Origin of the sequence: Pseudomonas sp. P9_35, from assembly GCF_034008205.1 — a bacterium.
Classification (GTDB): Bacteria; Pseudomonadota; Gammaproteobacteria; order Pseudomonadales; family Pseudomonadaceae; genus Aquipseudomonas; species Aquipseudomonas kilonensis.
In genome coordinates this window covers 4,069,132-4,081,843 of the sequence record NZ_CP125373.1, presented here as the reverse complement: position 1 = coordinate 4,081,843, position 12,712 = coordinate 4,069,132, and the positions used below count along the sequence as shown (strand labels likewise).

Below are 12,712 nucleotides of genomic sequence, written 5' to 3'. Positions count from 1 at the left end.
CAGTCGGGCTTCTTGTAGGGAGTCTAGGGGGCTTTGCGTGGGGGGGATTGTGAACGATTCCATGCGTCGCAATCTGTACTATGTGAATCTGACAAAGCCCCTGCCAACTGCCGGCCTGAAGCTATCATCTGCTACGGATAGGCTGCCTCGCCCGCTGGGCTCTGAGAAAAGGAGCCTATCATCATGATGCGCTTCTTCAGTTTTTTGATGGGCAGCCGATACAGCCGTTTAATCGTGTTTTTGGGATCTTACGGTGCTCATCAGCCCAACCAATGCAGCAAAGTCCGCTCGCGACCGCTACGCCCGCAGATTCAGATTAAATGGTAAGGCGTTTCAGCGCTGCGCAACTTAGAAGTTCAGTGAGCTTATCAGTATCCAAGGGAGATAGGTATTACATGTCAATTTTAGAGTCTATCGGCGAAATAGGAAAAGCTGACAAAATCTACATTAAGCCGCGAATTCCACGAGATAAGGCGAGGAATGCGATTTTATCCTATGCTGAAGATCTAAATTACGATGATATTGTGGTATTGATAGACGATACCGTATTCGGAAATTCAAAGAACGGATTAATCGTTACAGAAGAGGCAATTATTGGCAAGGAGAGCTTCACGGACCCCTTTTACTTTAGCCTTAGCAAAAAACCGGACGTTTTTGCGAAAAAAGGATTCACCTCCGTAACGCTATATATAAATGACCAGAAAGTAATATCCTTTACTCAACCCTCCCTCAACGACCTTATTTCGATTTTCAAGAAAATTGATAGGCACATTAGGGTTGCAGCGGCTTCGCAAAACACCTCCGCTCAAGAAGTTTTGCCAAGTATTGCAGCATCCGTTCAACCTATACTAGAAAATCAAGTTGCAGCTAGCGGCATTGCAATAGAGCAGGACGCGGAAGCACAACTGATTGAAAATAGTCAAATTATAGGTGAGGCGGTTGTCCCTGATGAGCAGGCACAGCCGCCGAAGAGCGATGCTTCAGTTGAGTCTATTTTCGAGCGTATAGAAAAGGATACGATGATAGGCTCTATTCGTACCATGAAAACTGTAAACTCCGCATTTAACTTTTTAGGCGATATTCTCAGCGACAAAACTACTTCAAGTGAGCAAGTTAGGCGAGAAACCAGTAGCTACTTCGCCAAGACGATTATAAGGATTCGCACCGATTATATAGAGAGGAATAAAGTTATAGGCTTAATGAATAATGTCGCGACCTTAGAGTCGCTAATATTCGCATCCGGACTCCTGCATCTCGAACTCAGCAATCGAGGCATGAATACCACCTCTATTGGCTACGTCCTGAACGAGAGTATCAAAAATTTCCTATCGCTAGACAACTCCAGAGAATCAAACAGTACAGTTGTTTCGTTAGTGGCAATCGCTGCCAAGATGGCGTCTTCGCAGGAGGAACTATTCAGCCTCTTTTATCTACGCCAAGTCATGAGCAATTCTCGACGCGAGCTTTGCGATGATAAGATGGGGATGGACATGCTTAGAGACGTGGCAAGTCAGCAAAGTGAGCAGTCATTTGAAGACGCACTCCATGAATCTTTTTTGGTGACAATTGGGCATTCAATAGAAGAGATTGGAGATATTACCTCAGACCGCACTATCATTTATAATGCTAAAAAGTGCGTAGATGTAATTTTAGACTCAGCCCAAACTGGCTGGAGATGACTGCCTTCGATAGCGACCGATAGAAGTAAATCAACATATTTTCTTGAATGGGACGTCTCAACTTTTGCCGCTGACGCAATATTTACGCTGATACCGACATAACGCTGCCCCATCAGCAACAAGCTCAATGCCAGACCTGCTAATGCTTTATGAAGTAGAGGCCGGGGTCAGCAAAATTTCAGTAGCCGGGTCAATCAGGCATCAGTGGCAACACAATGTGTCTATGGTTGACTTGGCTTGATTGCTCAGCCCGTAAATGCCGCTTTTGGCCGATCTCTGCCGGCAGGGACCTTTAAACTAGGTGGCCAGATTTGAGGCGCGGTGTAGCTACCACTTCTAGTTATGTAAAACGGGCGCTTTTAGGCGCCCGTCGTTCCATCAGCTTTCAACCTGAGCCTGAAGCCGCCGACCAATCACCTCCAGCAAATCGCACCCATCCCGCAACGGAATCACCAAAAGCTGTGCAAAGTCCGAAAGCACAACCGTATCGCTGGTGATTTCAGAGCGAAACGCAATGTTCTCCAATACCTGAGTCACCACACGGATGCGGTAATCAGCCGTGGCGTGTAGTACGTCAAGCGGGGCTTGGGTGTCGATAAGCAGGGAAGCGGGAGTGCAGTCGATGCCGGTGATGGGTGTGTATCTTTGCATGGGATTACTCCAATTAATTTAAAGGGCTAATCCAATACGCAGGTCGCCAAACCTGATCGCCATTCTGCGGCGATGGGAATGACTATAGATTTCACCAGGTTTGACGAGCAAGACACCTGCTTCCGAGAGCCTTGTAGGAATCGAGACAGTTTTTTGCCAGAGATAACCGGGCAGAAAGAGGCGCAGTCAAACCTGATCGACACTGGACAGTTGCCCGGCGGGGATCTACCGTCGCGAGCGGCCCGGAGTCATCGAGCCAGGTGCTTTGATTAATAAAGGAGAGGGGAAATGGAGAAATGGACGCTGCACTGGCTGGAGGCCTCGGGGAGTCTTGCCGAGTTTCGCCGCGAGCTGGTTGATGAGTTTGACGCCGCTTACAAGGCTATTGCTCGCCTGATGCCCCCGCCGCGACTCGATGTCCTGATTCAGCGGCTACCGGGCGAAACCATTCCGGAGATGGGCCTGGTAGGACGGGCGTATCGCAGCTCCATGTTTACCATGACCCTTGATCCCGACAATCCGAATTTCTTTTCCAGCCTACGCACCGGCGCACTGCGTCGACAGGTTGTTCATGAGGTTCACCATTGCCTGCGCATGGGCGGCCCTGGTTATGGTTGGACATTAGGCGAGGCGTTGGTCAGCGAAGGGCTTGCCGGTCAGTTTGTTCGGCATGTGCTTGGTACTGATCCGGAGCCTTGGGAGCGTGCCATCGCATCTGCCGATCTATTACGCTCACCGGTTGGACTGCAAATTCTCGAGTCGAGGTATTACGATCACAACGAGTGGTTCTTTGGTTTTGGCGACAAACCCAAATGGCTTGGTTACTCGTTGGGCTATCAAATGGTCGGACGTTGGCTTGCGTCGAGGGGCGAAACTGATATTTCGACCTGGGTCAACGCACCAGCAGCAGACATCATGGCCAATGCGCTGGAGGAAGGTTTGGTGTTGGCTGAGTCCTGAACGCTTGCCGCAACTTTTCAATTACCTGGCTGATAGAGGGCCCTTGGATTGCTGGTGGCGTCGGGCTCTCACCAAATTCACGCCAGATGAACAATGTCAGCTCCGCGCCATCGGTCAATGTCTGGGCGTTTTCTTGAGCCCCAAAGGTCTCCAGCAGCCTGTACCGCGCATCTTTCCAGAATAGTGCCTCGACCCAGTCGTACACCGGGATGAAATGGAAGTGGATGGGGTAGCGGGGATCGTGGCCGAATCGGCTGATGTAAAGCCATTTGGGGTTCAGTTGTGTTTCAAGAACGCTCTGGATGTTTGCCATCAGGCTGCCCAGCTCTGCGAGTGCAGGTCCGGGCAATTGGGCCAGTGAGTTAACGTGGTGTTTGGAGCCGAGCATGAGGTAGCCGGGCAGGGCGGATGCCAGGTGGTGGTTGACTATCCAATGGGTGGTTTCGTGGAGGATGAAGTGGGGGAGTAATTCCAAAGCGGACTCCTTGTTAATGATTGGAATCTTCGTTTATCAGGATGATCGGGTATTGGGTCTGCTTCGCAGCCCAGCGGGAGCAAGCTCCCTCGCCACAGGGGAGAGTGCTGCAACTAGCCCTCGAACTCCGTTTGCAGCATCGTCAAAAACGCCTCTCTGGCAGGATGCTTCCCAGCGTTTTCATGCCAGTAGAAAAGGTTATCGATGCCCGTCAGCTCGGGAAACTCATACCCTGTCCAACCAGCGCTCTGGCGGTATTGCTTATAGATCCCCCGGGGCACCAGCGAGACGCCGGCACCCGCGCTGACACAACCAACGATGGCGCCATAACTGGCGATGCTGGTGATCGGTTGCACTTGGTCATGACGCAGCAGCCACTGTTCCAGCGCCAAGCGGTACGGACAGCCCGTGGGCCACATGAAGATCGCTTTGCCTTGCAAATCGGCGGCGCTGCGCAGCGGGCCGTGGGACTCGGAGGCGATGAGCACCAGGTCTTCGCGGTACATCACGGCTCGCTTGAGTCCAGGCCGTTCGATGTCTACCGCTACGATCACGCCATCGAGCCGGTGATGCTGGATATCGTCCAGCAACTGCGCCCAGGTTCCGGTGCTCAGTTCCAGTGACACTTGCGGATACTGCGCGTGGTATTTGGCGAGCAACTGAGGCAGGCGCCCGGTGGCGCTGGACTCGATGGCGCCTATGCGCAGTGGGCCGCTCGGTGCGCGGGTGGGGGCGACTGCGCGGCGGGCTTCTTCCGTCAGGCTCAGTATTTTTGTCGCGTACTCCAGAAACACTTCGCCTGCCGGGCTGACTTGCAGCCCGCGACCTTCGCGAAAAAACAGCGGCGTGCCGAGCTCTCGTTCCAGGGACTTGAGGCGTGCAGTGATGTTGGACGGCACGCAGTGCAGCACGTCGGCGGCGCGGGCGATGCTGCCGGTGTCGCAGACTGTCTTGAGCATGCGCAGTTGGGACAGTTCCATAGCTCACCAGAAGTGAATGATTGGTTGAGTTTAAGTCACTTGTGCTGAGGTGGGGTGGTTTCGATACTTCGAGGCAAATCGGCCAGTGAGCAGGAACTTTAGATGGAAACGCGTTTTGCGCTGGTTGAAGGTTCCTCCGGCAAAACCGGTGTGAAAGTTATCCTGGCGACGCTGTTGGTGATCGTTTGCTGGGCCTATTCGCCGATTGGTATTCGCATTGGCCTGCAGGCTTACGAACCCGGTCAACTGGCGTTGGTGCGGTTTCTCATCGCGTCAGTGTTCATGGCCCTCGTTGCAATGGTGAAGGGTATTTCCTGGCCGCGTCTCAGGGATTTGCCGTTGCTGGCGGTGTTGGGTTTCTTTGCCGTCAGCCTGCACCACATCGCCCTCAATTATGGCCAACGGGGCGTCAGCGCCGGGGCGGCCAGTGTGCTGGCCCAGTCCACGCCGTTGTTCAGCACGCTGCTGGCGCATTTTTTCTTCAAGGACCGAGTCAGCGGGTGGCAGTGGGGTTGCGTGCTGTGCGGCTTGCTTGGCGCTGGCGTGGTCGTCGCGGGGGATCGTGGCTTGGGTGACATGGACGCCCATGGACTCTTGATCCTGTTGGCGGCGCTGTCCTGGAGTTTGTATTTCGCTTTGCAGAAGCGCCATGCCCATCGTTATGACGGTTTGACCGTGGTTTGCTACACCGTTTGGTCGGGCACGATTCTGTTGTGCATTTTTGCGCCGGGGATGTTGAGCGCGGCGCGAGAGGCTTCGGCTTCGGTGAATTTGGCGGTATTGGTTCTCGGTATTTTTCCCAGTGCGTTGGCGTACCTGGCTTGGGCTTACGTGCTGGCGCACAGCAACGTGAGCCGCGCTTCCATGGCGCTTTACCTAATACCGCCCACGGCGATGTTGATGGCTTCTCTGGTGCTGGCCGAGCGTCCGTCAGCGATGGTTATTGTGGGGGCGGTGATTGTGTTGGTGAGCGTGCTGGCGTTGAGGCTTGAGCCGGGGAGTGGGGCGAAAGTCGGTTGATTCTGTTGTGGGTGTAGGCAATGACGTTGGATGTTGTCGCCACACGGAGTGCCATGGAACACCGTCCTACAGACAGGCGATCGCTTTGGGATAAATCACAGAAGTCTCTGACAACTTTTTAGGGTTGGCCTTCGGAAGTACCAGCCTTACGATCTGGATTGTCTCAGTGCTCAGCGTCGCATCCGGCGCGCTCAGCTTGGTTCTATATCGTGAGGACAGATCGATGCCTGGAGCCCCATACGCCAAGGCCTTGGAACACGCCGCCAATGTTTTCGGCAGCCAGCAGTTGGCTGAAGACTGGTTGAGAAAACCCTGCATGTACCTGGACGGGCAGGTGCCATTGGAGCTGATCGATAACCCGCCGGGCTTTCAGGTAGTAGAGGATTACCTGACCCGGGTTGAGCTTGGGGTTTATCAATGAATCCTTTGTTCTGCTGCGCGTTTTTTGGGGCTGCTGCGCAGCCCAGCGGGGATAAATCCCCTCGCCACAGGTTGCGTTATGCCTACAACTTTGAACGATCGTTCTTCACGCTCTGCGTGGGAACGATCGTCCGAACGAGCGGGTGCATTATTTCTTGACCGGATAATCCTGCCCCCACACCCGTACCGTGCTGACCGCCTCGTTCATGCCTTCAAAAACAAACTTCTGGCGCACGGCGGTCTTCGGCGGAATGGTGACTTCGTCCGGGTTGCCCAGGCCGGTGAGGCGGTTGGAGTAACCTGCCTGGTCAATGGCCAGCAGTACGCCGGTCTGGCCGAGGTTGACCACGCGCAGTTGGGTGTCGGTGCTGTTCTTGAAGCCGAGGGTGATGCTGACGTTGTCGTCGCCGGGTTCGAGCTTCAACACTTCAACGGCGATGCGGTCTTTCATTTGCTCGCTGGAGGAAATGATCGCGGCGCCATCGGTGCCTTGGGCCGATTCGCGGCCATCGAGCACGCCTTCACTGACGCCGCCGAGCAGGTTTTTGCCGGCGGTAATGAACGTTGAAACGGCTGCCTTGGTCGAGTCCTTGATGAGGCTGCCGTCGGTTGGCTCGCCTTCGGCAAAGCACAGGGCGCTGAGCAGGAGGCTGGAGACGAAGAGGGTGGAGCGTGACGGCAGAAAAGTCATACCTGGATCCTTGAGGGTGGCCTGCGACATCGCCTGTCAGAAGGGCGAGCGGCAATGATAGCCGTGATCGAGGACCGTTAGCGATTTACCTCTTTGAGTTTTTCCGACATCTTCACCAGCGTTGCCAACGAGTCCGCATTCATCTTGCGCATCAACGACCCGCGGCGCACTTTCACGGTCACTTCGCTCAAACCCAGTTGGCCGGCCACCTGCTTGTTCAGCAGCCCTGACACGACCAAGTCCATCACCTCGCGTTCGCCGTCAGTCAGGGTGTCATGCCGGCGTTTCAACGCGTCCATACTCGCTGCGTTTTTGCGCCGTTCCTGGTCGCGGTTCAGGCCCTGGGTGATGGCATCGAGCAGGTCCTGTTCGCGAAATGGCTTGGTCAGGAACTCCAGCGCCCCGGCCTTCATGGCTTTGACAGACATGGGGATGTCGCCATGGGCGGTGATGAACACCACCGGGACCAGGATGTTCAAGCGGGCCATTTCCTGCTGGAAGTCCAGTCCATTCAAGCCCGGCATGCGCACATCCAGAATCAGGCACGCCGGGACGTCCGGCCGCTCGGCGTCGATGAACTCGCGGGCCGAGCCGAATGCCATGCTTGCCAGGCCCACGGAGGCCAGCAGGTCTTGCAGTGAGGCACGCACCGAGTGGTCGTCGTCGACGATGTAGATCATCGAATCGGCCCGGTCATGAACGTCAGTTTGGCTCATCGGATTCCCTTGTAACGGCTGGCAGGGTGAAGTGAAACGTCGAGCCGGACGGTGGATTGCTGGCGGCCCAGATCCGCCCGTCATGGGCCTCGATGATCGAGCGACTGATAGCCAAGCCCATTCCCATGCCGTCCTGCTTGGTGCTGTAGAACGCATCGAATACCCGTTCCCGGTCGCTTGCCGACAAGCCGTTGCCCTGGTCGGACACCGAAAAGAGCAGTTGCTGGGGCGACTCAAGCGTCACCTGAAACTGCAGAATCCGCTGGTCGACGTCAACCTGGCGCATGGCGTCGAGCGCGTTCATCGCCAGGTTCAGGATCACTTGTTGGATTTGCACTTCATCCGCCAGCATCGGCGGCAGCCCGTCCTGGACCTGTACGCGCAAGGTGATGTTCTGCTCGTTCAGCTCTCCGGCCAACAATCGCAGCGCGGCATGGACCGTGTCGGCGACGTTCAGCCACTGCTTCGTCGGCGCTTGATGCCGGGCCATGCCGCGCAGCCGGGCAATGATGTCGCTGGCTCGATGGGTGTCGGCGATGATCCGCTCCACCGCCTGCCGGGCCTTGGGCAGGTTGGGCGGCTCGGTGGCCATCCAGCGCAGGCTGGCACTGCCGCTGGCGGCAACGGCGGCCAGCGGTTGGTTGACTTCGTGGGCAATCGAGGCGGCGAGTTCGCCGAGCATGTTGATGCGGGCGATGTGCGCCAGGTGGGCGCGGGTCTGATGCACCGTGCGCACGGCGGCCGAGAGACGCAGCGCCAGGTACGTGGTGCCGGCGATGGCCGCGAGGCTGATCAGCACGTTGATCAGCCCGGCCTCTGTGTCGCCGAAACGTGTGAAGCGATAGCTGAGGATCGTCAGGACCATGCAGAGGACCGAGACCCCGGCCACGGCGCGTGCCGGCAGGATTCTCACGGCGATCAGCACCACCACGATCTGGAAGACCCCGACCGCGATCTCCAGGTCGGTGACGGTGTCGATTGCCGCGATGCCCAGGGCCAATCCCAGCAGAAGCAGTAGACGCAGGGTCAACGCCGTTCTTCTCATTGAATGTCCATCGCGCATTGCTCCAACGACCAGGCCTGATCCACGCAGTTTATACCGCAGCGTCTCAGGATGGATTGTCCAGGCTGAACTGATCGGCCACTTCGTCGTAGGCGAACAACTCGGCGTAGCGGCCCCATTGCGTGACACAGTCCAGGGTAATGGCGGCGTCGTGCTCGGACATGAAATCTTCCAGTTGGTCACGGAAACGCCTGGCCGGTGCGGTGCGGGTAGGGCGGTCGTCCAGCACCCGGCGCACGTGGCCCACCAACGGGACATATTTGAGCAGGTGCCGGGCAAACAGTTGCTTGCGCTCATCCACCGCTGAATCGGCATAGCGCTGCCCGGCCGGCAGGAGGGTGATGTGGCCGTCCTGCAGGTCGGCCAGGCGCATGAGTTGCAGCACTTCGGCGACCGGCAAAAGGTCACTGGCGGTGTAGCGCAATGCACTGGCGAGCTCGCGCAAGTCCGCTTGGCCGGCAAACGGCTGGTCCTGCACCGCTTCGATCAGCCCGGCCAGGGCATTGCTGGAAATCGACGGCAGGACCATGCCCACACCGCTGCCGGCAAAGGTTTCCTGGCGTGCGGAGCCGGCATTCACGCCGCCGGCCATCTGCACGTAAATGTGCTCGACCAGGGCTTGGAACGCCGGGTCGGCGCGATTGCGCGGCTGGCTGAGGTCCACGCTGATCTCGCTCATGACCCGCCCCGGGTTGGAGGAGAAAATCAGAATCCGGTCACACATCAGCACGGCTTCTTCGATGTTGTGGGTGACCATCAGGATCGACCTGATCGGCATGCGCCCCTCGCGCCACAAGTCCAGCAGGTCGGTGCGCAGCGTTTCGGCGGTCAGCACGTCCAGCGCGGAAAACGGCTCGTCCATCAACAACACATCCGGGTTGACCACCAACGCGCGGGCCAGGCCGACGCGCTGGCGCATACCGCCTGACAGCTCTTTGGGGAAGGCGCTTTCGAAGCCATCGAGGCCGATCATGTCGATGGCGGCCAGCGCCCGCCGACGTCGCTCAGGTGCCACCACGCCGAGGGCCTCGAGGCCGACCTCGACGTTTTGCAGCACCGTCAGCCAGGGGAACAGGGCAAAGCTCTGGAACACCATGCGCACCGAGCTCGCCAGCCCTTGGGCATTGCTTGGAAAATCCACCACGCCGGTGGTGGGCGAAATCAGGCCGGCGATGGAGCGTAGCAAGGTCGATTTACCGGAGCCCGAGCGCCCGAGCAGGCCGACGATTTCACCCTCGTCCAGGCGCATGCAGACATTGTCCAGAACCCGGCGCTCGGCGCCGCCAGCCGTGCCGTAGACGTGGCCGACTTGCTGCACATCCACGAGGCAGCGTTTGTCCATCACTTGCATTGGATCACCCCTCAATCAATTCGAAGCCGACGCTCGGCGAAACCGTACAGCGGGCGCCACAGCAACCGGTTGAAGCCCACCACGAAAATCGACATGACCACGATGCCCAGCGCCACCCGATGCAGATCCCCGGCCGTGGTCGCCTGGGCGATGAAGGCGCCCAAGCCGGACGCGTACAAATGGTGGTCGCCCCAGGACACCGCCTCGGCGACGATGCTGGCGTTCCATGAGCCACCCGCTGCCGTGAGGGCGCCGGTGACGTAGTAAGGGAAAACGCCCGGCAGCGCGACTTGGCGCCACCACTGCCAGCCGTGTATGTGGAAGCTGCGCGCCGCTTCTCGCAAATCGGTCGGCAGGGCGCTGGCGCCGGCAATCACGTTGAACAGGATGTACCACTGGGTGCCCAGGATCATCAGCGGCGAAAGCCAGACATCGGGGTTGAGTTTCAGTGCGACGATGGCGATCACCGCGAACGGAAACAGCACGTTGGCCGGGAAGGCTGCCAGTAACTGCGCGATGGGTTGCAGGCGCTCGGCCCAGCGCGGGTTCAAGCCGATCCAGACGCCGATGGGCACCCACACCACGCTGGCCAGCACGATCAGCACGCTGACTCGCACCAGGGTGATCAGGCCCAGGCCAAACGTACTGGCCACGTCCTCCCAACCTAACGTGCTGCCGATGAACTGCGACAACTGCAGGATGCCGGCGATGCAGGCAGCGGCGACCAGGGCGAGCCAGACCCGGTCGGCTGCGCGGCTGACGCGGGCACTGGCCGTGAAGCGGATGGACGGCAGCCGGGGGAGTTTCTCCAGGAATAACGAGGCCTTGATGCTGCCCAGCGTCAGCAGCACCAAGGGCACCAGGCGCGTCGAGCGCAGCAGGTCGTAGACCCTCGACCGTGGGCGTTTCTGGGAGGCGGTCTGCTCGAAGCGGAATTTGTCCGCCCAGGCGACGATTGGCCGGAAAAACAGCAGGTCATAGGCAATGATCACCGCGACCATGGCCAGCACCGCCCAAGCAATCGCGGCAATGTTTTGCTGCTCGATCGCCAGCGCCAGCCATGAGCCGATCCCCGGCAGGCTGACGGTGGTGTCGCCGACGGTGATGGCCTCGGACGCGACCACGAAAAACCAGCCGCCGGACATCGACATCATCATGTTCCACACCAGGCCCGGCGTGGCGAAGGGCAGTTCCAGCCTGATGAAGCGTTGCCATGGCGAAAACGCGAACTGTCGGCTGACCTCGTAAAGATCGTTGGGCACGGTTCTCAGCGATTGATAGAAACTGAAGGTCATGTTCCAGACTTGACTGGTGAAGATGGCGAAGATAGCCGCGCACTCCACACCGGTTTCCTTGCCCGGGAAAAGTCCCATGAAGAACACAACGGTAAACGTAAGAAAGCCAAGGACTGGCACCGATTGGAGAATATCCAAGGCGGGCAGGATAACGATTGCAGCCTTGCGGCTTTTGGCGGCCAACGTGGCGACGACCAAGGAAAAAACAAACGAAGCGAACAAGGCAATGAACATGCGCAAAGTCGTGCGCAAGGTATATTCCGGCAGGTGCACCAGCTCAAGGGACAGCGGCGAAGAGTCAAGCACGCCGAGAGGCTGGTTCATTTGATCCAGGCCATGGAATACAAAGGCCGCCAAGAGCACCAGGAGGCCCAACAGCGCGATATCGGCCCGCCAGGAATTAGCAGGAAGTTGCTCCCGGTTTTTGAAGGGCGTCAATACAGGTGCAAGGAAAGAAGGGCGCATGGGTCACCTCTATTACTCTTTGAAAACCAGGGCTGCGACCACACTTGCGATCATTGGATGTCATGAAGTTGAAGCGCACTTGAACGGGGGCGTTAAATGCCCGGCAAGATTAAGTGCTGCCTGGGCTGAAGACCACGCTGACTTGGGACATGAAAATATACTTTGGTATATCCGTTTCCCTTGGGAGAGAGAACTTCGCCGTATTTGTCGCCTATTGAAAGTTGCGCGACGAGGGCGGGAGGGCGTTCGTCTGATCCGTATTTTCCTGCGTCAGGTGCCTCTGTCATGAACCCGGCCCCCACCCCAGAATAACCACGCGGTTTGCCTATCGGACGGCCCGTGTACTGCAATTTTTTGGTCCAGGAGTGCTCATGGCGAAGATGGCGATTTTTTTGGGTGGGTTTTTGGCACTGACCCTGTTGATCGGCGTGCTGGCGACGATTTCGCCGGTATAGGCACATGCTGCTGAAGCCTCTGTGGCGAGGAATTCATCCCTGCCACAACTCCACTGTGGGAGCGAGCTTGCTCGCGATGGCGGCGGCCCATTCAACATGGATGCAAGCTGACCCACCGCTATCGCGAGCAAGCTCGCTCCCACATAGAGCCCGGGGTGTTGTTTTGATTGCTTTGTGGTGAGGGGCACTGATGCAAGCTCAACAGCACTCAATGGCTTTTGTGGCGAGGGAGCTTGCTCCCGCTGGGGCGCGCAGCGGCCCTAAACGCTCACGCCTCGGTCGATCAGTGTTTACCTATCGGACGGCCCGTGTACTGCAATTTTTTGGTCCAGGAGTGCTCATGGCGAAGATGGCGATTTTCTTGGGTGGTTTTTTGGCACTGACCCTTTTGATTGGCGTGCTGGCGACGATTTCACCCGTATAGGCACATGCTGCTGAAGCCTCTGTGGCGACAAGCCCACTGTGGGAGCGGTGTTGTTTTGATTGCTTTG

Annotated in this window: 12 protein-coding genes; 4 read left to right on the top strand and 8 right to left on the bottom strand. The window is 57.6% G+C overall.

Translation table 11 applies throughout. The features are described from left to right. Window positions 1–395 precede the first annotated feature (395 nt). Entirely contained in the window at window positions 396–1,679 is a 1,284-nt protein-coding gene (locus QMK47_RS17765; protein ID WP_320388907.1) for a hypothetical protein, read from the top strand. Window positions 1,680–2,057: 378 nt separating this feature from the next. On the opposite strand, the gene QMK47_RS17760 is transcribed toward QMK47_RS17765, so the two are convergent. After that, window positions 2,058–2,330 carry a hypothetical protein gene (locus QMK47_RS17760; RefSeq protein ID WP_018601122.1) on the bottom strand — a complete coding sequence of 91 codons (273 nt, stop codon included), beginning with the start codon at window positions 2,328–2,330 and terminating at the stop codon, window positions 2,058–2,060. Between the two features lie 288 nt (window positions 2,331–2,618). Between QMK47_RS17760 and QMK47_RS17755 the strand changes: the two genes are divergently transcribed. After that, window positions 2,619–3,290, top strand: coding sequence for a DUF2268 domain-containing putative Zn-dependent protease (locus tag QMK47_RS17755; RefSeq protein WP_320388905.1), 672 nt, complete (start codon window positions 2,619–2,621; stop codon window positions 3,288–3,290). Here the strand turns inward: QMK47_RS17755 and QMK47_RS17750 are convergent. Both QMK47_RS17750 and QMK47_RS17745 read right to left on the bottom strand, forming a co-directional pair. Beyond that, a complete protein-coding gene (locus QMK47_RS17750; RefSeq protein WP_320388904.1) occupies window positions 3,244–3,765 on the bottom strand; it encodes an HIT family protein in 522 nt (173 codons plus the stop codon). The genes QMK47_RS17755 and QMK47_RS17750 overlap by 47 nt on opposite strands. Window positions 3,766–3,878: 113 nt before the next feature. Continuing rightward, the gene (locus tag QMK47_RS17745; protein ID WP_320388902.1) at window positions 3,879–4,745 is read right to left on the bottom strand and encodes a LysR family transcriptional regulator; all 867 of its coding nucleotides are present in this window, start codon (window positions 4,743–4,745) and stop codon (window positions 3,879–3,881) included. A 102-nt stretch (window positions 4,746–4,847) separates the two neighbouring features. Between QMK47_RS17745 and QMK47_RS17740 the strand changes: the two genes are divergently transcribed. Together QMK47_RS17740 and QMK47_RS17735 are read left to right on the top strand one after the other, a co-directional pair. After that, window positions 4,848–5,765: a DMT family transporter gene (locus tag QMK47_RS17740; RefSeq protein ID WP_320388900.1), complete on the top strand. Its 918-nt coding sequence runs from the start codon at window positions 4,848–4,850 to the stop codon at window positions 5,763–5,765. 223 nt (window positions 5,766–5,988) lie between these two features. Then, window positions 5,989–6,186, top strand: coding sequence for an antitoxin Xre/MbcA/ParS toxin-binding domain-containing protein (locus tag QMK47_RS17735; protein WP_413817734.1), 198 nt, complete (start codon window positions 5,989–5,991; stop codon window positions 6,184–6,186). Window positions 6,187–6,333: 147 nt separating this feature from the next. On the opposite strand, the gene QMK47_RS17730 is transcribed toward QMK47_RS17735, so the two are convergent. From QMK47_RS17730 to QMK47_RS17710, 5 genes are all read right to left on the bottom strand, one after another. Further along, entirely contained in the window at window positions 6,334–6,876 is a 543-nt protein-coding gene (locus tag QMK47_RS17730) for a hypothetical protein (RefSeq protein WP_320388899.1), read from the bottom strand. A 77-nt stretch (window positions 6,877–6,953) separates the two neighbouring features. Continuing rightward, window positions 6,954–7,592: a response regulator transcription factor gene (locus QMK47_RS17725; protein WP_320388897.1), complete on the bottom strand. Its 639-nt coding sequence runs from the start codon at window positions 7,590–7,592 to the stop codon at window positions 6,954–6,956. Further along, on the bottom strand, window positions 7,579–8,655 hold the full coding sequence (locus QMK47_RS17720; protein ID WP_320388896.1) for a sensor histidine kinase: 1,077 nt from the start codon (window positions 8,653–8,655) through the stop codon (window positions 7,579–7,581). Before QMK47_RS17720 ends, QMK47_RS17725 begins: the two co-directional genes overlap by 14 nt. Before the next feature lie 46 nt (window positions 8,656–8,701). After that, complete coding sequence (locus QMK47_RS17715; RefSeq protein WP_320388894.1) at window positions 8,702–10,006, bottom strand: nitrate/sulfonate/bicarbonate ABC transporter ATP-binding protein; 1,305 nt, start codon at window positions 10,004–10,006, stop codon at window positions 8,702–8,704. 11 nt (window positions 10,007–10,017) lie between these two features. Further along, window positions 10,018–11,766: an ABC transporter permease gene (locus QMK47_RS17710; protein ID WP_413817733.1), complete on the bottom strand. Its 1,749-nt coding sequence runs from the start codon at window positions 11,764–11,766 to the stop codon at window positions 10,018–10,020. Between the last annotated feature and the right edge of the window lie 946 nt (window positions 11,767–12,712).